The organism is Virgibacillus senegalensis (assembly GCF_000821245.2).
Lineage (GTDB): Bacteria > Bacillota > Bacilli > Bacillales > Amphibacillaceae > Sediminibacillus > Sediminibacillus senegalensis.
Genome location: NZ_LN611424.1, coordinates 514,618 through 535,120 on the forward strand (window position 1 = coordinate 514,618; position 20,503 = coordinate 535,120).

At 44.5% G+C, this 20,503-nt stretch carries 21 protein-coding genes; 20 read left to right on the top strand and 1 reads right to left on the bottom strand.

Features of this window, described 5'->3' with window-relative positions; all coding sequences use genetic code 11:
- The 12 genes from BN1067_RS06680 to BN1067_RS06730 form a co-directional block, all read left to right on the top strand.
- On the top strand, nt 1-480 hold a 480-nt coding region (locus tag BN1067_RS06680; protein WP_324777863.1), incomplete at its 5' end, for an oligopeptide/dipeptide ABC transporter ATP-binding protein.
- 150 nt (nt 481-630) lie between these two features.
- Nucleotides 631-1,680, top strand: a complete 1,050-nt coding sequence (gene spoIID / locus BN1067_RS06685; RefSeq protein ID WP_053218124.1) for a stage II sporulation protein D — start codon at nt 631-633, stop codon at nt 1,678-1,680.
- A gap of 404 nt (nt 1,681-2,084) precedes the next feature.
- Entirely contained in the window at nt 2,085-2,984 is a 900-nt protein-coding gene (locus tag BN1067_RS06690; protein ID WP_053218125.1) for a M23 family metallopeptidase, read from the top strand.
- 211 nt (nt 2,985-3,195) lie between these two features.
- Nucleotides 3,196-4,251, top strand: coding sequence for an AimR family lysis-lysogeny pheromone receptor (locus BN1067_RS06695; RefSeq protein ID WP_053218126.1), 1,056 nt, complete (start codon nt 3,196-3,198; stop codon nt 4,249-4,251).
- A 244-nt stretch (nt 4,252-4,495) separates the two neighbouring features.
- Nucleotides 4,496-4,651, top strand: coding sequence for a hypothetical protein (locus tag BN1067_RS19810; RefSeq protein WP_199868482.1), 156 nt, complete (start codon nt 4,496-4,498; stop codon nt 4,649-4,651).
- Nucleotides 4,652-5,111: 460 nt separating this feature from the next.
- Nucleotides 5,112-5,396, top strand: a complete 285-nt coding sequence (gene spoIIID, locus BN1067_RS06700; RefSeq protein ID WP_053218127.1) for a sporulation transcriptional regulator SpoIIID — start codon at nt 5,112-5,114, stop codon at nt 5,394-5,396.
- A 745-nt stretch (nt 5,397-6,141) separates the two neighbouring features.
- On the top strand, nt 6,142-6,297 hold the full coding sequence (locus tag BN1067_RS19815) for a hypothetical protein (RefSeq protein WP_199868482.1): 156 nt from the start codon (nt 6,142-6,144) through the stop codon (nt 6,295-6,297).
- A 460-nt stretch (nt 6,298-6,757) separates the two neighbouring features.
- Nucleotides 6,758-7,042 carry a sporulation transcriptional regulator SpoIIID gene (gene spoIIID, locus BN1067_RS06710; protein WP_053218127.1) on the top strand — a complete coding sequence of 95 codons (285 nt, stop codon included), beginning with the start codon at nt 6,758-6,760 and terminating at the stop codon, nt 7,040-7,042.
- A gap of 533 nt (nt 7,043-7,575) precedes the next feature.
- A complete protein-coding gene (mreB, locus tag BN1067_RS06715) occupies nt 7,576-8,577 on the top strand; it encodes a rod shape-determining protein (protein ID WP_053218129.1) in 1,002 nt (333 codons plus the stop codon).
- Between the two features lie 143 nt (nt 8,578-8,720).
- Nucleotides 8,721-9,545, top strand: a complete 825-nt coding sequence (locus BN1067_RS06720; RefSeq protein WP_053218130.1) for a flagellar hook-basal body protein — start codon at nt 8,721-8,723, stop codon at nt 9,543-9,545.
- A 13-nt stretch (nt 9,546-9,558) separates the two neighbouring features.
- Entirely contained in the window at nt 9,559-10,386 is an 828-nt protein-coding gene (locus BN1067_RS06725; protein ID WP_053218131.1) for a flagellar hook-basal body protein, read from the top strand.
- Between the two features lie 72 nt (nt 10,387-10,458).
- Complete coding sequence (locus tag BN1067_RS06730; protein ID WP_053218132.1) at nt 10,459-10,806, top strand: DNA-directed RNA polymerase subunit beta; 348 nt, start codon at nt 10,459-10,461, stop codon at nt 10,804-10,806.
- Between the two features lie 166 nt (nt 10,807-10,972).
- Here BN1067_RS06730 and BN1067_RS06735 read toward each other — a convergent pair whose 3' ends face one another.
- Nucleotides 10,973-11,119, bottom strand: a complete 147-nt coding sequence (locus BN1067_RS06735) for a lmo0937 family membrane protein (RefSeq protein WP_110943348.1) — start codon at nt 11,117-11,119, stop codon at nt 10,973-10,975.
- 259 nt (nt 11,120-11,378) lie between these two features.
- Here BN1067_RS06735 and fabZ point away from each other — a divergent pair, with 259 nt between their 5' ends.
- From fabZ to BN1067_RS06770, 8 genes are all read left to right on the top strand, one after another.
- Nucleotides 11,379-11,801, top strand: coding sequence for a 3-hydroxyacyl-ACP dehydratase FabZ (fabZ, locus tag BN1067_RS06740; RefSeq protein WP_053218133.1), 423 nt, complete (start codon nt 11,379-11,381; stop codon nt 11,799-11,801).
- Between the two features lie 197 nt (nt 11,802-11,998).
- A complete protein-coding gene (locus tag BN1067_RS06745; protein WP_053218134.1) occupies nt 11,999-12,361 on the top strand; it encodes a hypothetical protein in 363 nt (120 codons plus the stop codon).
- A gap of 393 nt (nt 12,362-12,754) precedes the next feature.
- The gene (locus BN1067_RS06750) at nt 12,755-13,090 is read left to right on the top strand and encodes a hypothetical protein (RefSeq protein ID WP_053218135.1); all 336 of its coding nucleotides are present in this window, start codon (nt 12,755-12,757) and stop codon (nt 13,088-13,090) included.
- A gap of 395 nt (nt 13,091-13,485) precedes the next feature.
- Complete coding sequence (locus tag BN1067_RS06755) at nt 13,486-14,355, top strand: efflux RND transporter periplasmic adaptor subunit (protein ID WP_053218136.1); 870 nt, start codon at nt 13,486-13,488, stop codon at nt 14,353-14,355.
- Between the two features lie 2 nt (nt 14,356-14,357).
- Nucleotides 14,358-17,447 carry an efflux RND transporter permease subunit gene (locus BN1067_RS06760; protein ID WP_053218137.1) on the top strand — a complete coding sequence of 1,030 codons (3,090 nt, stop codon included), beginning with the start codon at nt 14,358-14,360 and terminating at the stop codon, nt 17,445-17,447.
- Between the two features lie 165 nt (nt 17,448-17,612).
- Entirely contained in the window at nt 17,613-18,686 is a 1,074-nt protein-coding gene (locus tag BN1067_RS06765; RefSeq protein ID WP_053218138.1) for a glycosyltransferase family 4 protein, read from the top strand.
- A gap of 270 nt (nt 18,687-18,956) precedes the next feature.
- A complete protein-coding gene (locus tag BN1067_RS20405; RefSeq protein WP_267893601.1) occupies nt 18,957-19,091 on the top strand; it encodes a hypothetical protein in 135 nt (44 codons plus the stop codon).
- Nucleotides 19,088-20,428: a UDP-glucose dehydrogenase family protein gene (locus tag BN1067_RS06770; RefSeq protein ID WP_053218139.1), complete on the top strand. Its 1,341-nt coding sequence runs from the start codon at nt 19,088-19,090 to the stop codon at nt 20,426-20,428. Before BN1067_RS20405 ends, BN1067_RS06770 begins: the two co-directional genes overlap by 4 nt.
- The last annotated feature ends 75 nt before the right edge of the window (nt 20,429-20,503 follow it).

Consider the following 20,503-nt stretch of genomic DNA (forward strand, 5'->3'; position numbering starts at 1 on the left):
GAGCCGATATCTGCACTCGATGTTTCCGTCCAGGCCCAGGTCGTCAATTTACTCCGAAAGCTGCAAAAGGAAAAGGGTCTGACCTATTTGTTTATCGCCCATGACCTATCCATGGTAAAGCATATTTCCGATAGAATCGGTGTCATGTATTTGGGCAACATGGTCGAACTGACCAAAGCAGGTGACTTGTATAAACGTCCGCTTCATCCATATACGCAAGCTCTTCTCTCTGCCATTCCGATTCCGGATCCGGATGTAGAGGAAGGACGCGAACGAATGATTTTGGAAGGAGAGCTCCCAAGTCCCATTAATCCCCCAAGCGGTTGTGTCTTCCGGACACGCTGCCCGTTTGCCATGGAAGCTTGCGCCAACATCAATCCAGTATGGCAGGAAGTCGAGCAAGATCATTATGTTGCCTGCCATTTATACAACGACGAAATCAAGGATAAAACACCGCTAAAAGAAACGGTGCCACAATAGAAAGACAACCCCCGTCTCAAGAGAGAGGCGGGGTTTTGTCGTGTCTTTAGGACAATCTATCAGCTTGCCGGAAAGGTGAAAAAACTAGTTCTATTGTTTTTCTTTCCTGTATAGATTAGTTAGTAGACAAACTAGAAAAGGAGGCCGCCGATGAAGAAATTAAAGCAAGCATCGCTCACCAGATGGAGAGGTCCTACTCTGATTACAGCTACCAGTCTGATTATCATCATATTAGTGGTACCAACGTTGATTGTTGCCCCTTTTATCCAGGCTGGGGGAACAGCGAAAGAATCCGTCAACAAACAACAAGAAACGGAGCAGGTAACCCTCCAGCAAGAGGATTCCCTGTTTGCGGTGAAGGTGTATCGCACCAACTCAGAAGAGGTGGAAACCGTTCCGCTTGAAGATTATGTCACCCGCGTAGTGGCTTCAGAAATGCCGGCTGAATTCGAACTGGAGGCGCTGAAGGCGCAGGCATTGGCCGCAAGAACGTATATCGTGAATCATTTGACCGTGGAGCCTGACGAAAATCCGAAAGGCGCCGATGTAACAGATACTGTACAGCATCAAGTGTACAAAAGTGAAGAGGAACTGCACGACATTTGGAAGTCAGATTATAATTGGAAAATGAATAAAATCGTCGAAGCAGTTGCAGAAACAAAAGGAGAGATCGTTACTTATAACGAACAGCCGATTACACCTGCTTTCTTTTCGACTAGCAACGGTTTCACCGAAGACTCGGAGAATTACTGGGAAGGAGAATTGCCGTACTTGCGAAGTGTCGCCAGCCCTTGGGATAAAGAATCTCCCAAGTATTTAGACCAGCAAATCTTCACCACTGCTGAGGTGGAACAGGCACTTGGTATTACCATAGATAATAGTGCGGCAGTGGCTGCTGAAATCGAACGTACCGAGAGCCAGCGGGTTGCAACGATTACTATCGGTGGGGAATCCTTTTCAGGAAGAGAAGTTCGCGAAAAGCTAGGACTCCGCTCAAGCGACTTCGAGGTTGAACAAAAGAAGGACCACGTGATCTTCACTACCAAAGGCTATGGCCATGGAATCGGCATGAGCCAGTACGGAGCCAACGGTATGGCCAAAGAAGGAAAAAATTATAAACAGATCCTCCAATACTATTACAAAGGAGCAGACATCAACAACATCGACCAAGCCGCCCCCCAACTCGCTTCCAACTCCTAAAAAAGAAGTGGGGAAGGGGGGACAGCATAGAGGGGTCAGGCATAGAGGGGTCAGTCCCCAAAACCGCAAAATCCGGGTAGAACATACAAACCGGGGACAGTCCCTACCAAGTACTATCCAAAAGCAACAACCACTTACGGGGGTCAGTCCCCAAAATGACAAAAAAGCTGTCAATCCGGCCTTTAGAAGTGATTCCGAGGAGAATATCCTGCTCAAACCCTTTTTAGAGGGACTGACCCCAAACCGATACTCTCTTGGTAGAAACCGTATGTCGGGGTCAGTCCCCGTTTTTTTGCTTATGATGAATAATATTTGAGTTTTGTCGAACATTAATTACTAAAAAATTTTTTTAATAGGTATATATCTCTCATTTTCTGCTCAGAATGATTGCTGAGGTGATGATCATGAGAGAGGAAAACAAGAACGTTTCAAAAAATGGATGGAAACGTATCTTTCGTAAGAAATGGTTTTTCCCGGCACTTTACTTGACGATGGCTGCATTGCTTTTAACAGGAGTCCTATGGTATCAAAGTTTGGATACTCCTGAGCAGGCGGAAAATGAAGGTTCCCAAGTGGATAACATTTCCGAGAATCCATTTGACATGGGTGAAGAAGCCGAACCAGTGTTGGAGCAGCAGGAAGTAATCAAAATGCCGGTGCAGGAAGAGGATCAGTCCGAGATTGTAACGAAATTCTACGACTATAGTGCAGATAGTGAAGATCAAGAAAAAGCACTTGTACTATACAACAATAAGTACTATCAAAGCACCGGTGTCGATATTGCTTCTGCAGAAGGAGAAAGCTTCGATGTTACAGCTTCCTTGAGTGGCGAGGTAGTCGAAGTAAAAGAGGATCCGCTTTTAGGTAACGTCGTAAAACTTTCACACGAGAACGATGTAACAACTTACTATGCTAGTTTGGAAGAAGTAGCGGTAGAAGCAGGAGCCAAAGTGCAGCAAGGTGATGTAATCGGAACTGCTGGTAAAAATCTTTTTGGACAGGCAAGCGGTACACACGTACACTTTGAACTGCGACAAGGCGATACTCCGGTCAACCCGGAATCGTATTTTAACCGCCAGTTGAATGAAGTTAAGGCAGAGTCCTCTGAGCAAGAATCTGCTGAAGATGAAAATGCTGCAGCAGGGGAAGAAACAAGCACAGAACAAGATGATGCAACAGATGAAGAAACTGGTGCCGAACAAGAAGATACCGATTCGGAAACAGACCAGGAAGATGTCGATAGCTCAACGGAAGAATCTTCAGCTGGAGCTCGGGAATCTTCTGCAGCAATGGCCAACGCATAAGCCTAAAGCCCCGGACAATAATCCGGGGTTTTTCTTTTTGTACATAGAAATGCGAAGTGAAATATTAGGAAAAGTCAGAAATTTGTAATATTTTGTAATAAATTGTCGAACGAATGTTCGTATTTTCCTGTTGAAAAACATAATTTTTGTGCGATAATTAAATAAAGCTGACAAGATACCTCACATATTGGAAGGAAAAAGGAGGCATGCCATGAGGGGAAGCCCATCCCGAAGTGAATTTATTGAAAAGGTCGTTGAGGAGCCCATGTTAAATAAACACATGACCATAGAAGATTATATAAATAGCATCCATAATGATTACACAGAAGATGAGGTTGTTCATTTGACGAAAGTTTTTTGTCTGAACTCTACCTCTGATTATGTGAAAAGGACCGGTATGGAATTTCTTTACATGAATGGTTTCTTTCAAGAATTGGACTTCCTGCTTCTGCAAAACAAACAAAGTGTAAATCCTATCAATCGTAAATGGGCAAACCTCTATGAACTCTTGGTCCTTCGCAAACGGGGAACCAAGCCGCAACATGAGTTGCTAGATGAGGTTCATCAGATTAAAACAAACATCGCCGAACTGAATTGCTTAGTAGGCTTCATGAAAATCTATCTCTACTACGATTTAAACGAATTCGAAAAGCTCGGTGATTACCTGGATCACCAGTCTGAACTAATCAATGATATTGAAGATCCCTTTTTAACCTCGCTCTTTTTCGTCCGCCTCAATGAGACCTTATTTACATACTACTGGAAAAGAAACGAGTTAATCTTGGCCAGAAAATATGCTTTCCAAGTACTAACCTATCCCTATTGCCAGGAAAGAAAAGCGAATATCCATATGCACCTCGGCTTGAGTTACTTATATGAAAACTATCTCCAATGCATCTATCACTTGGAGGAAGCCAAGCGAATTGCCACTCTTTATAATAAAACAACCCTAATCAGGGCAATAGAACAACAAAACTTCCCCTTCATTTCGGCTCATTTCGGAGTCGTAGATGGAATTACCACCACTGATCCAAGCGAACAAGCTCATTTGGCAATTGCCAGAGGAGAGATGGAAGAAGCGAAAAGAATCCTTAAACGTATTTCATTGGACTCTCCATTTCGAAAATACTACCTGGGGTTGGCAGAACAGGATAAAGGAATGCTTCTGCGATCTTACAATGACTTTATTGTGAAAAGAAGCGATTACTTTTTTTCTCGCCTACCATTGTTGGCGATAAATGACAGACGGTTTCAAAACGATGCGTGAAATTCCGTGTTTAAGAGGACGATGGGTCTGCCTCATAAGCTTCGCTAATTGCGAATGGTTGCTAAAAGCGGAGAAATGATCTTTTATCCTCTAACAATAGAAAAAACATTTAAGATCTGCACAACCTGTTTATTTTGGTAAAAGGATTGCTTTTTCCAGAATAACTTCCTTGGAAAGATACATAATATCCTTTTCTGGACCAATCAATCTTTTTATAAATAAAATTTTTAGGAGGGTTTTATTTATGGTAAAAAGATTAGTTGCGTTGCTAACATTGGTGGTAGGATTTGCCTTGGTACAACCGGGAGCTGCTTTGCTGGCAGACGGCAAGGATACGGCACCGGCAGAGGATGAAGCAATTGTTCTTCACTATGATCCAGATTATGGTGAAATCGGCTAATATCAATTCAGCTTATTGCTCTTTACTGCAGGGAACATGCAGATTAAAGATAAACAAAAAATAGCATCCCAGATGCTTCCCTCTTAACTTAATGAATGAAAACTGTTCTAAATAGATAAAGCATCCATTTTTAAATGGATGCTTTTTTGCTGTTTTAAAAAATGGGGGACAGTCCCCCAACTCACTAATACTGCGTCTCGCTAAAGCGACAGCGAGGTGGGGGACTGTCCCTTCATTTTGCAAATTTAATCATAATTGCAGGGCGATTTTAATAAAATGTAAAAAACCTAGCATTCAAGCAGGGTCTGAGGTGAGCGAACTGTGGGGCTTTTCCACTAGACATCGAAGATAACAACAGCGCCGCTTAGTATCTTTTTACATAGAATATTCCAGTCATTACTTTCTCAGCACCTATGTCTCATTTCACACCTTGGACTTACAACTCAGGGAGGCGAGTGGTGTGCATGACTACATCAAAGAGAGAACTATCAGGATTGGGAAGTACATTGTAGAAACAAGGAAGACGGTAAGAGTAATTGCAAAAGAGTTTGGCGTTTCAAAAAGCACGGTTCATAAAGATTTAACCGAGCGGCTGCCCGAAATCAACCCGGAACTGGCCGCAGAAGTAAAAACGATTTTGGATCATCATAAAGCAATCCGCCACCTACGCGGCGGCCAAGCTACAAAATTAAAATACAGCGTCAACACCCCAGAAGCAGACACCCCAGCAGAACCAGTAAGTTAATCGATAGGAGATGTTAGTAAAACTTGGCTTGCCGCCCAAAATGGCGGAAGCCTTAGTTTTACTTATACTTTTTTCCGATAAAAGAAGATAGTCGGGAAAAGTGATAAAAACTTGGCTTGCCGCCCAAAATGGCGGAAGCCTTAGTTTTACTTATACTTTTTTCCGATAAAAGAAGATAGTCGGAAAAGTGATAAAAACTTGGCTTGCCGCCCAAAATGGCGGAAGCCTTCGTTTTACTTATACTTTTTTCCGATAAAAGAAGATAGTCGGGAAAAGTGATAAAAACTTGGCTTGCCGCCCAAAATGGCGGAAGCCTTCGTTTTACTTATACTTTTTTCCAATAAAAGAAGATGGCCGGGAAAAGTGGTAAAAACTTGGCTTGCCGCCCAAAAAATGGCGGAAGCCTTCTTTTATAACGAAAAATATTCAGTATCTCCTGCTTCCNTTTCTCGCCTACCATTGTTGGCGATAAATGACAGACGGTTTCAAAACGATGCGTGAAATTCCGTGTTTAAGAGGACGATGGGTCTGCCTCATAAGCTTCGCTAATTGCGAATGGTTGCTAAAAGCGGAGAAATGATCTTTTATCCTCTAACAATAGAAAAAACATTTAAGATCTGCACAACCTGTTTATTTTGGTAAAAGGATTGCTTTTTCCAGAATAACTTCCTTGGAAAGATACATAATATCCTTTTCTGGACCAATCAATCTTTTTATAAATAAAATTTTTAGGAGGGTTTTATTTATGGTAAAAAGATTAGTTGCGTTGCTAACATTGGTGGTAGGATTTGCCTTGGTACAACCGGGAGCTGCTTTGCTGGCAGACGGCAAGGATACGGCACCGGCAGAGGATGAAGCAATTGTTCTTCACTATGATCCAGATTATGGTGAAATCGGCTAATATCAATTCAGCTTATTGCTCTTTACTGCAGGGAACATGCAGATTAAAGATAAACAAAAAATAGCATCCCAGATGCTTCCCTCTTAACTTAATGAATGAAAACTGTTCTAAATAGATAAAGCATCCATTTTTAAATGGATGCTTTTTTGCTGTTTTAAAAAATGGGGGACAGTCCCCCAACTCACTAATACTGCGTCTCGCTAAAGCGACAGCGAGGTGGGGGACTGTCCCTTCATTTTGCAAATTTAATCATAATTGCAGGGCGATTTTAATAAAATGTAAAAAACCTAGCATTCAAGCAGGGTCTGAGGTGAGCGAACTGTGGGGCTTTTCCACTAGACATCGAAGATAACAACAGCGCCGCTTAGTATCTTTTTACATAGAATATTCCAGTCATTACTTTCTCAGCACCTATGTCTCATTTCACACCTTGGACTTACAACTCAGGGAGGCGAGTGGTGTGCATGACTACATCAAAGAGAGAACTATCAGGATTGGGAAGTACATTGTAGAAACAAGGAAGACGGTAAGAGTAATTGCAAAAGAGTTTGGCGTTTCAAAAAGCACGGTTCATAAAGATTTAACCGAGCGGCTGCCCGAAATCAACCCGGAACTGGCCGCAGAAGTAAAAACGATTTTGGATCATCATAAAGCAATCCGCCACCTACGCGGCGGCCAAGCTACAAAATTAAAATACAGCGTCAACACCCCAGAAGCAGACACCCCAGCAGAACCAGTAAGTTAATCGATAGGAGATGTTAGTAAAACTTGGCTTGCCGCCCAAAATGGCGGAAGCCTTCGTTTTACTTATACTTTTTTCCGATAAAAGAAGATAGTCGGGAAAAGTGATAAAAACTTGGCTTGCCGCCCAAAATGGCGGAAGCCTTCGTTTTACTTATACTTTTTTCCAATAAAAGAAGATGGCCGGGAAAAGTGGTAAAAACTTGGCTTGCCGCCCAAAAAATGGCGGAAGCCTTCTTTTATAACGAAAAATATTCAGTATCTCCTGCTTCCAATCTAAAGTCATCATGAATAACGGATCCGGCCCACATCCTAACTTTTGCGGGTTACGTAAAAATCAATGAGAAGCAAAGCACATGATTTTTCCCTTTGATTTGCAGGTGTCTAAGCAATCTTCAACAAAATTTGGAAATTATCGAGATTTTTTTTCAATCCTGCTAACTAATTGAAAAGAATTGTGATAAAATATATGATTAGTAGCATTGTGTTCAGGGACGGATACGACGCATCAATATTATGCAGGGAGGATCAAGATTCATGTTTTCTAGGGACATTGGAATAGATCTTGGGACAGCGAACGTGTTAATTCATGTTAAAGGAAAAGGAATCGTACTAAATGAACCTTCGGTAGTTGCCATGGACCGCAACTCGGGAAAAGTTTTGGAAGTGGGAGATGCTGCACGGCGCATGGTTGGACGTACCCCGGGCAATATTGAAGCTATTCGACCACTGAAAGACGGGGTCATTGCCGATTTTGATGTAACAGAAGCGATGTTAAGACACTTTATTAATAAAATAAATGCACGCGGCTTCTTATCAAAGCCCCGCATGTTGATTTGCTGTCCGACCAACATAACGAAGGTAGAACAGAAAGCAATCAAAGAAGCCGCCGAAAAGTCAGGTGGCAAGAAAATTTACTTAGAAGAAGAACCGAAAGTGGCAGCCATCGGAGCGGGAATGGATATTTTCCAGCCGAGCGGTAACATGGTTGTGGACATCGGTGGCGGTACGACAGATGTAGCTGTCCTTTCCATGGGCGACATTGTAACTGCTCAGTCAATCAAAATGGCTGGTGACAAGTTTGATTATGAAATTCTAAATTATGTAAAGAAAAAATATAAATTGTTGATCGGCGAGCGTACGGCAGAGGATATCAAGATTAATGTAGCGACGGTATTCCCGGGTGCACGTGATGAAAGCATCGACATTCGCGGCCGTGACATGGTGACCGGACTTCCACGTACAATTACGATCCGTTCAGGCGAAATTGAAGAAGCACTTCGCGAATCGGTTGCTTTGATTGTGCAGGCAGCGAAAACGGTATTGGAGCATACTCCGCCTGAGCTTTCGGCAGATATTATCGACCGGGGAGTCATTCTGACCGGTGGAGGTGCATTGCTGCACGGATTCGATCAATTGCTGGCTGACCAGCTGAAAGTACCAGTGTTGTTGGCGGATGAGCCGATGAACTGTGTGGCCAGAGGTACAGGCATCATGCTGGAAAACATCGACAAGGTCGAAAAGAAAAGCATCGTTTAATCGACAGTTTCTGACTGACGATAATGCGAAAAATGTCTGGAAATACAGATTATCGTTTGATTTTGGAAGCGGCTTTGAAAGAGCCGTAACGAATACATTGCAGATGGCCGAATGGCTGTTTGCGGAAAAAAGGGGCAGGAATCTTGTTAAGAGGATATTATACCGCAGCTTCCGGAATGCTAGCACAGCAGCGAAGACAAGAGGCTTTATCGAACAATATCGCCAACGCACAGACGCCTGGATACAAGCAGGACCAGGCCACACTGAAAGCATTTCCTGAGATGCTTCTGCAACGAATGGAGACGCAAAACGTACCAACAGGCCGAAACCTGAATAAAGCAATGCCGGCAACAATTGGCTCCATCAATTCAGGGGTATATGTACAGGAAACCATTCCGGATTTTAGCCAAGGCGACTTGCAAGAGACTGGGATCACGACAGACGTTGCGCTTATAAATGGAAACATGCCAGACGAAAACGGCGGACTTTTCTTTACGTTGCAAAATGCAGACGGGGAAGAACGCATGACCCGAAATGGTAACTTCACAGTTGATGGCCAAGGTTTTCTTGTATCCAATCAAGGCTATTATGTATTGGATCAAACGGGAAATCCGATTCAGACAAATGGCATGGAATTTAATGTAACGGAAGAAGGGACCCTTCAAATCGACGGGCAGAATATCCCGCTTGGTATAGCATACGCACAGGATGCGAATGCCTTGATCAAGGAAGGCGAAAATTTATTTCGCATCGATGAAGATGCAGATCCGGTGATGGATGCTAGAGCTGCTGCGGGCGTTACCTTTTCGATTCAGCAGGGATCATTGGAAGGCTCCAATGTCGATTCCATGCGTGCAATGACCGAGATGATGGAAGCATACCGTTCGTTTGAAACCAACCAGAAGGTTTTAAAAGCATATGATATCAGTATGGAAAAAGCCGTCAATGAAATCGGCCGAGTGAGATAAGGAGAGTTACGTCATGAGCAGAATCGGAATACAAGCAGCTGTTACGATGGGCCAATTGCAAAATAAATTAGATTTAATCGGCAATAATCTGGCGAATACGAATACAAATGGTTATAAAAGCCGGGAGGCAAACTTTTCTTCTTTGTTATTTCAGCAAATTGACAATCTGTCGGATCCAGCTAACGCTGAGGGCAGACTGACACCAGATGGATTGCGGATAGGATCCGGGGCAAGACTAGGTCATACCAATGCAGACTTGTCTGCCGGTTCTCTTCAGGAAACAGGAAGAGGATTGGACGTAGCGCTGCTTGATGAAAATCAGCTTTTTCAAGTACAAGTTACGGAAAATGGCGTCACGGAAACAAGATTCACCCGTGCCGGTTCTTTTTATTTGAACCCGCTTGAAAATGGTCAGGTAATGCTCACTAATCAGGACGGAAATCCGATTATGGGAGAAAATGGACCACTTTCTTTTGTAGAAGGGTTTGAAGACATACAGATAACGGGTAATGGAATAGTTGAAGTAACTCGGAACGGACAGACGCAACAAGAAGGAAGGCTTGCGGTGGTAGAAGCGGTGCGCCCTCGTATATTGGAGTCTGCAGGAAATAACAGTTTCCGCCTTCCAGATTTAGATGCATTGAACTACCAGGAAGGTGAAATCATTCAGCAAGTTGCTGAAAACGATTTGCGGGTGAAAAGCGGTTCGCTCGAAAGTTCCAATGTAGATATCTCCAAGCAGATGAGCGATATGCTGCTGACACAGCGTTCTTATCAATTCAATGCCCGGTCTATTTCGATGAGCGACCAGATGGCAGGATTGGTAAACCAACTGCGGTAACAACAGGATGAGATGAATATCCACTTTGGTTAAAAATCGCAGAAGTTGAAATAGTAAGGAGTCATCAGAGCCATGCAATCGAACAATCCAACTAAAGAAGTGAATCAAGGTCCAGCCAAGCGCAAGGAAATCAAGCAGCAGAAGCAGCAGCAAAAAACGGCAGCTGCTAAATCTGCAGAGAAGGCAAATGAAAACTCGGACCAAAAAAAGGAAAAAAGAATATGGAAGTTGCCTAGTGGAAGGCGCAGGATTTTCCCGATTTGGTTGAGACTGGTTGTAGTGCTTGTTTTGTGTGCATTGGCATTGATATGCGGATTGATGTTCGGGTATGGTGTTTTAGGTGACGGCAAACCGACTGATGCACTGGAAGTATCAACCTGGGAGCATATTATCAACATCGTGACAGGCAAACAAGAATAAGTATCTACCCAGACTGGAAAAGAATGAAAAAGGGTGCTCACAGTATTTCTGTGAACACCCTTTTTTTGTGTCGATAAGAGTCCGGGGACTGACCCCATGTCCCCCAAAACAACTAATTTTCCCGTTTTTAAGTGGTTTCGGGGTCAGTCCCTGGTTACGATTCTGGCTAAGAACCGGCTCGTCCACGGATGAATTTCACTACGAGTACAATGACTGCAATCACCAACAAGATATGGATAATACCGCCGACTACGTCAAAGATAAAGCCGAGCAGCCATATCGCCAGGATGATTCCTAGTATCGTCCAAAGCATTTAGCGTTCCCTCCTCCTCATTTATCCAGCTATAAAGACTATTCCCTTCTTGCTATTTGCTTGAAACATCAGGATATAAGTCAGGGAATGGAAGAAAAACTTCTCTTTAGGATTCACCAATTAGCTGAAAACATACTGGTTGATGCTTGGCGGAAAAGCTTGTTTTCTTTATACTTTAGAAGTAGGCAAGCATTTGGCAGAAAAGGTAGCTGGATAAACAGCGGATATAAAGCTGTCTGATGAATGAAAGGAGAAATGAATGTTGGATATTAATGAAATCAAGGACATCATTCCACATCGGTACCCATTTTTATTGGTGGATGAAGTAACAGAGATCGAGGAAGGTAAACGAGTGGTTGGCAAAAAAAACGTGACGATCAATGAGCCGTTCTTCCAAGGCCATTTTCCTAATTACCCTGTAATGCCGGGTGTGTTGATTGTAGAAGCATTGGCACAAGTCGGAGCAGTGGTAATCCTTAACAAAGAAGAGAACAAAGGCAAGATTGGCTTCTTAGCTGGTCTCGATAAATGCCGATTCAAACGGCAAGTAAAGCCAGGGGATCAGTTACGGCTGGAAGTCGAAATTATTAAATTGAAAGGACCAATCGGTAAAGGAAAAGCGATCGCGACCGTCGATGGCGAAACAGCCTGTGAAGCAGAAATAATGTTTGCCATTAAATAAAGTCATGCTAATTATTCGGGGACAGTCCCTCCCAAGTACAGATGAATTCATCTCTGCTTCAGGAGGGACTGTCCCCATTTCTGTTCCTGGTTGGTTTAACTAGCGGGGCATGGGGTTATAGTGTAATCATAGTGGAATTATCAAGGCGGCCCGTCAGGCGGTTATAAAAAGCGAGACAACAAGGAGGAGTCCGAAACATGAACAGTCGTTTACTATTCAAACTAGGTGCACCAGCTTTGGCACTTTCAATCGTATCTGCGTGTGGAAGCGGAGAGGAAGATCAGCCTCCGCCGGAAGATGAACAGTCTCCTGTAGAAGAAGACGGCGAACAGCAGACGGGTGAAATCGAGCAAGACGACGGCAATTCTGGAGACACAGACAGCCAGGATGATCAAGGGACCAATGACAATGGAACCGAGGGCGGAACGGGCGATCCGAACCGTGATGGCAGTGATGCTTCCGAAAATGATGTAGAAAATGAAGACGACAGTTCTGATGATTCATCCACGGAAGAAGATTCTATGGATGAAGATACAGAACAAGATGACGAAGAGCAATAATGAAAAGACGAGGGACAGTCCCCCAACACTTTAGAGTGGTAGCGCGATTGTGTGTTACTTTGGTGGGGGACTGTCCCCGATTTTCACCTCAATGTTTACCCCTATTTGCCCGCCTATGGTTTTACTCCTTTTCCTCTTATGTATAATTCTTCTAATTGTATGGAATTCTAGGGATGTTCTTTCGTTTAATTTCTTCCCGCAGGAAACTGCTGAGGAGAAAGATAGCTGCTCTCATTTGATAAGAGGTTTCTGATTTTCCAGTTCCCTGAAATAAGGGAGGTTTGTTCCAAAACATAAAAAATTTATTGTACATCCTTACAAAACGCAGGAAACTTTTTTGAAAAAATGGGAAGGCTATAAATTGAAGACATCATCTTAAGGAGGTTTTTACAAATGAAGAAGCATTTGCTATTAAAGTTGGGAGCGTCCATGCTGGCCATTCTGTTTATCACTGCTTGCGGAAACAATGACAATGACAATCCGCCACCAGAAGATAACGATGCCCCGGTAGAGGATAACCAGGACAACGATGATAATGGTATGGATCAAGACAACAACGATATGGGCGGTAATAATGGCGATGAAGACCAGGACAACGATGGTTTAATCGATGAAGACAATCAGGAAGATCAAGGCGATACGGATCAAGACGCTGGTGATTTGACTGATGAAAACAATGACGCCACCAACGAAGACACTATGCGCAACAATGATGATAATAATCAATAATCCATAGGATGCCGTTAATATCCTGTCTCCAGTTTTCTAGCTGGGACAGGATATTTTCACTTTTACAAAAGCCAGTCGTGGCAATTGTCATAAAAGTGGATACGTGGTATAGTAAAATTCGACTGACCGGTCATTTTGGCCGGTTTTTCGCATTCATTATCAATCATCCAATCAGAAATATCTGAAACCAAAACAATAATCACCCCGTATAGTTACATGGAGAATAACGTTTCTATTTAGCAGTCAAAGAGGAAAAAGAGCAGCTATCGTGAAAGTGCGGGCATTGCCAGGCTGCTGCGAAGTTTGACAAAAACTATCCAAACTGTAGACAATATTGACATATTCTGGCGGAATGGATTCATACTGATCATCAGCAAACTGAGAGGAGAATTACCGTGAAAAAAATCGTATTGCCGTTGCTTGCATTCCTAGTCCTTGTATTGGCAGCCTGTTCTGAACAGGAAACGGATAACGCAGGGGAGGAAGAAAGCGTCACACCGGTCGAAGTCGACGAGGTTACCCATGGGGACTTAACAATAGAAACGCAGTTTTATGGCCGGGTGACACCGGAATCCACTGCCCCAGTCATTCCACCTACTGCTGGTGAAGTAGATTCGCTAGAAGTAGAAAAAGGCGATCAGGTGGAGGAGGGCGATGTCCTTGCCACCATCACGTCTGCTGAAGGAAGGGGCAATATTGACGTGGAGGCACCAGCAGATGGGGAAGTTACGTCGCTTGAGGCGAATGAAGGTGGAATGGTTTCCAATACCGAACCGCTAGCAACTATTGTAGATTTGGACAATCTGTTGATTGAAGTAAAGGTCACTGCAGAGGACCTCGCGCTTTTTGAAGATAACGACGAGGCTGAAGTGCAGTTCGCCGATCAGGATGAAAAAATAACCGGGACGATCGAATATGCTTCTCCTGTGCCGGATGATACAGGTTTATATCCTGTTGAATTGTCGTTTGAAAATGAAGACAACGCGATTAAACCAGGTATGACCGCAGTAGTCCGGTTGCCGGAAAAAGTAGTCAAGGATACGCTGCTTGTTCCTACCGCAGCATTGGTGGATGATAGCGGAGAATCGCTTATTTATCTAGTAGAGGATGACAAGGCAGTGGAAGTACCAGTAGAAATCACTGAAACGCAATCTGATGTGGCAGCGATCGAAGCAGATGTTACGGAAGGGGATACGGTGGTCATTAAAGGCCAGCTCACCCTCCATGATGGCGGGAAAGTCAGCATCAAGAAGGAGGAGCAATAATCGTGAAGTTAGTAGATACTTCCGTCCGGCGCCCGGTTGGCGTGGTCATGATTGTCCTCGCCATCCTAGCGCTCGGCTTTGTTTCATTGCGTAGTTTAGCGATTGATTTGTTTCCGAAAATTGATTTGCCGATTGCAGTAGTAGCAACCAATTATCCAGATGCTGCCCCGGCAGAAGTGGAAAAACAAGTAAGCCAGCCTTTGGAGGCCTCACTCAGCTCGATTGAAGGGGTGGAATCCGTCCAGTCCCAGTCGCAATCAGGTTCTTCCCTTGTCGTTATCATGTTTTCGACAGGTACCAATCTCGACAATGCGTTGCTGGAGGTCCGTGAACAGGTAGATTCGGCTAAAGGGATGCTTCCGGACAGCGCGGACGATCCGTCTGTTCTCCGCTTTAATCCGGATCAAATGCCGATAATGTGGGTTGGATTGACAGGCGATAACCTGTCCCAGCTTCAAAACGTTGCAGATGATCAAATTGTGCCTTACTTTGAACGGCAGGAAGGAGTCGCCTCGGTTACTGTCGAAGGTGGCCAGTCCCGAGAGATTCAACTCGAATTGGACAAGGGGAAAATGGCCCAGTACGGCTTGAGCACACAAGATATATCACAAGCGCTCGGCGGAGCTAACCAGTCCGGTTCAGCAGGTGCGGTACAAAAAGGAAATGCAGATTTGCAAGTCCGTGTAAACGGGGATTATGACTCGGTGGAAGATATTCGTAACACGATTATCCAATCGCAGTCTGGCACCCAAGTACATGTAGAAGACATCGCCGAAGTAAAAGATACATTCGAAGAGTCTAACGGGACTACAATGGTAAATGGGAAGCAAGCTGCTGTTCTTTCTGTCATGAAAAAAACCGATGGCAATACTGTTGATGTATCCAACAATGTGACAGACGCTGTTAATGACCTGAAAGAAGAGCTGCCGGAGGGTGTGTCGCTTGATGTAGTAATCGATACATCAACCTTCATTAAATCATCGATTAGCTCCGTTGTGCAGAACATGATTATTGGTGGAATCTTTTCTGTTCTTATCCTGTTGCTCTTCTTGAAAAGCATCCGGGCAACCCTTGTCATCGGAATATCTATTCCGATTGCGATCATTTCTACTTTTACACTGCTTTACTTTACCGGTGAAACGCTGAACGTCCTGACCATGGGAGGACTGGCGCTTGGCATCGGGATGATGGTCGACAGTTCCATCGTCATTCTGGAAAATATCGTTTCCTACCGACAGCGCGGCTACTCCATAACCGATGCGGCCAAGAAAGGGGCGTCGGAGCTGGCTCCTGCTGTTATTGCTTCGACAACGACCACATTGGTAGTATTTTTACCAATCGTGTTTGTTGAAGGAATTGCATCCAACTTGTTTACGCCGTTTGCGATAACCGTTTCGTTCGCGCTGATCGCATCGCTGGTAGTATCGATCACCTTGATTCCGATGCTGTCATCCAAACTGCTGAGCAAAGCGATGCAAGATCATGGACGGCGTTACTGGTTCGACCGGTTCCTGAATAAAGTCAATAACGGGTACAAAGGCGTACTTCGCAAAGTATTAAAGTTCCGTAAAACGACCGTTTTTATGACCTTCTTGTGCATTGTTGGAAGTCTGGCCTTGATACCGTTTATTGGTGCTGAATTCATGCCGGCGTCTGATGAAGGGCAAATCGAAATTTCTCTGGAAACCCCGACAGGTACTTCGACAGAAGAGACCGAAGCAATCGCGGCTGAAGTAAGTGAGAGGCTGCAGGATTACCAGGATATTCTTGATACGAGTTATTTAAGCATCGGCGGCGGTAACCAAATGATGGGCGGTGCAGGTGGGGGGAATCAGGCCTCCTATACCTTGCAGCTTGTTTCTTCGGAAGACCGCAGCCAAACGACGGATGAAGTCATTGCCGATATGCAGGCAGACATGGAAGATGTAGTCGGAGCAGATATATCGGTCAACGCACTTGGTGGAGCAGCCATGAGTACTGGTTCTCCAATCCAAATTCAGCTGACCGGGCCGGAGCATGAAGTGCTGCGTGAATTAGCTGATCAGGTAGTAGCGGAAATTGGAGAAGTGGACGGCATACAAAATCCTAGCTCCTCGGTTTCCGATACACAGCCGGAGTTGAATGTGACGGTTGATCGGGAAGCTGCGGCTCAACAAGGTTTGACGCACCAGCAAATTATGAGCCAAATCCAAATGGCTTTCACAGGACAGGTAGTCATGAATTACCGGGAAGATGGGGATGACATGAATGTGCGCCTGACATACCCGGAAGCGCAGCGCAGCACGATCGCCGATTTGCAGAATTTGATGATTCAATCACCGCAAGGCTCGATGATTCCGTTAGATTCGGTAGCTGATTTTGAAGAGGTTCAAAGTCCCGCTACGTTGTCGCGGGAAAACCAGCAGCCACAGGTCAATGTCACCAGTGACATTTCCGGCAGGGACTTGGCCAGCATCAGTGGGGATGTACAAACAAAACTTGATCAGTTAAACTTCCCGGATGAGTACGCCTATTCAATGGGCGGAGAAGTTGAAGATATGACAGAGGCTTTCTCTGATCTGGCTATAGCACTGGTCTTCTCGATTTTCCTTGTCTATGCAGTAATGGCTGTACAGTTCGAGAATTTCCTGACACCGCTGGTCATCATGTTTTCTTTACCGGCAACTGTCGTCGGGATCCTGCTCGGTCTGTTCCTGACAGGCAAACCGTTGAGCATCACAGCATTCATCGGAATCATAATGCTCGCCGGTATTGTCGTCAACAATGCCATCGTGCTGGTTGACTATATCAATATTCTTCGACGACGGGGCATGTCGCGTTTCGATGCCATCCTTGAGGCGGGCGCCAGCAGAATGAGACCAATTTTGATGACAACCTTGACGACGATTCTCGGAATGGTACCACTGGCGCTCGGTTTAGGCGAAGGGGCCGAATCCCAGCAGCCGTTGGCAATCACCATCATATTCGGACTTGGTATCTCCAGTATCTTCACCCTCCTGCTGATTCCAGTAGTCTACACGTACTTTGATGGATTGTCCGGAAAGATCGTCCGCTTGTTCCGCCGTGATAAAAAACGGGAACAAGAGGCATAAATTATTAAGCGTATGTATCCTATCGGGTGCATACGCTTTTACATTTGGAATGTTTGGTAAGGTTTATCTCGGTGAATAATTATATTAGACTGAATCATAACGGTATTATTATCGATTTTTTGTTTTATATTAAAGAGGAGAGAATTTCGCTAAAGTAGGGATTACATGGTTAATATAACAGAGCTTATTATCGCGTTTTTGATTTCATTGGTTTCGACTGCCCTGCTCGTCTTTCCGGTGAAAAAACTTGCGGTCAAACTCGGTGCGATGGATGAGCCGGAGGCGAGAAAAATTCATACATTTGCGATTCCGAGACTCGGTGGCCTAGCAATAGTTGCGGGTACTGTTCTCGGCTTGTTGTATTTGCAGCCGGTTCACCGTCATCTGGTAGAAATCATTCTTGGAGCTGCTATTATCGTTATCCTCGGAATTTTGGACGATAAATTTCAATTGCGTCCTGCCTACAAGCTGATTGGACAAATCGGTGCTGCAGGTGTGTTGATTTATGCCGGGCTGATCATTGAGCGTATCAATCTCCCGTTATTCGGATTGGTGGAACTCGGGAACTTTAGCTATATTGTGACGTTGCTATGGATTGTCGGCATCACTAATGCAATGAATTTGATTGATGGATTGGATGGTCTTGCCTCCGGAGTGTCGGCGATAGCGTTGGTTAGCGTACTAATCATGGCTCTTGGTGATTACCGGACAGTTGTTGTCTACTTCTGTGTCGTTTTAATTGCCAGCAATATAGGTTTTTTGTTTCACAATTTTTATCCGGCAAAAATTTATATGGGGGATACCGGTTCGATGTTTCTCGGATACTCCGTAGCTGTTATTTCCCTGCTCGGCTTGTTTAAAAATGTGACCTTGTTTAGTTTTATCATACCGGTAATTGTCCTGGCTGTGCCGATATTTGATACGTTGTTCGCCATTGTCAGGCGGCTGTACAATCGTGAAAACATCATGCTTCCTGATAAAAAACATATTCACTATCAGCTGCTGGCTTCCGGATTCAGCCACCGGGCAACAGTCCTGATCATTTACGGGTTCAGTGCTATTTTCGGGGTTTTGGGTATCCTGTTCTCGAATGCATCGCTTACCATATCGCTCGTAATCACCTTTGTCATTTTACTTTTGCTGGCAGTGATAGCGGAAATCGGTGCGGCAGAAAAACGGAAAAAACCATTGATCAACAGCATGCATAAGCTGGTGAAACGAACCAATGACCGGGGATGAGTATGAAGCAAAATTAACAATATCCTTACAAACACCCATTCTTGGAACATAACAAAAGGCGTCCATTTTTAATGATTGCTTGATCATTGAAATGACGCCTTTTCCTTTGTTTAGAGGGATTGTAAAAAATGTAAACGCCAGCTAAATCGTGCTTTCCAGGGGATTGTAACGAATCTGACAACCGGATACGATGAAATCACACTGGCAATGAATGATTCCTATGTTGCCAAATATAAATAGAAGTAACCCTAGACAAAGGAGAGCGGTGTGATGATCAGGAAAAATCAGGTTTCTAAAAACGTAGCATTTCCAGCCAGCAAACGAAAGAAACAGCCGCAGCAACTGCAGACTGGTTTCCTCTCCAATGGATACAACAAGCATAAAAAGGCGGTGGAACTGCCATGAACATAGCGGTTATTGGTACAGGTTACGTCGGATTAGTAACGGGTGTCTGCTTAGCAGAAATCGGTCATTCTGTCACCTGTTTGGATATTGATGAGGAAAAGATTAGCTTATTGAAACGCGGGAAGTCACCGATTTATGAAGAAGGGCTGGAAGAATTGCTGGAAAAAAATCTTCGTCGTACCAATCTGCATTTCACCTCGGATTACAGCGAGGGGTTGGCAGAAAAGGACGTTATCTATCTAGCTGTCGGTACCCCCGAAACTTCCGATGGCTCAGCCGATTTGACTTTCATTGAATCAGCTAGCAGGGCGGTCGCAGCCCATTTAAAACAAAACGTGGTTGTAGTCACGAAAAGTACGGTTCCAGTGGGCACCAACCAGATCATCAAACAAATAATAGAGGATAGATTGACAGAACCAGTGAAAGTGCGAATCGTTTCCAATCCGGAGTTTCTCCGGCAAGGTACGGCAGTCCATGATACTTTTCATGGTGATCGCATCGTGATCGGTTCAGATGATCTGTTAGCATTGGAGCTGGTGGCAGAAATCAACCGGCCGTTCCAGCTCCCGATCGTCAAAACAGATCTGCGCAGTGCAGAAATGATCAAATACGCTTCCAATGCCTTCTTGGCGGCCAAAATCAGTTTTATCAATGAGATGTCCCATTTATGTGCCCATCTCGGAGCCAATGTAGATTATGTAGCAGAAGGAATGGGCATGGATTCCCGGATTGGGGGTAAGTTCCTGAATGCCGGTATCGGCTATGGCGGCTCCTGTTTTCCAAAGGATACAAATGCATTGATTGCAATGGGAAGAAGTTATGATTATCCAATGCCGTTGCTTGGCAGTGTGCAAGACGTCAATGAAAGGCAGCGAGCCTGGCTGGTTGAAATGATCAAGACACGTTTAGGAAGCCTTAAGGGCAAAACCATCGCATTGCTTGGCTTGACCTTCAAACCGAATACAGATGATATGCGAGAATCACCCGCTATCCGGATCGCAGAGCGGCTGCACGATGTCGGAGCAACACTTCGCGGATATGACCCGGTTGCTGTACCACGGGCCAGACAATTGATGCCAGCTGCCATGGCGCTGACAGACAACCTGCAGGAGGCGGTTCAAGGTGCAGACTGTGCTGTCATCATCACCGATTGGAAGCAGGTCAAAAACTTTCCGTTATCGGAATATGACCGCCTGCTGACCAATCCACTTCTATTTGACGGACGTAACTGCTTTGCCTTGGAGAATGTGGAAGGAAGTGGATTAGAATACCACTCCATCGGGCGTCCAGTAGTCAAGCCGCCAGTAACGTTTTCCGCACTGGCAAGCAATAATTAGTATAGGAAGAAATTACATTCCCTTAATAGCGAAAATAGCACAAAAAGAAGAGCCGACCGACGGCTCTTCTTTTTT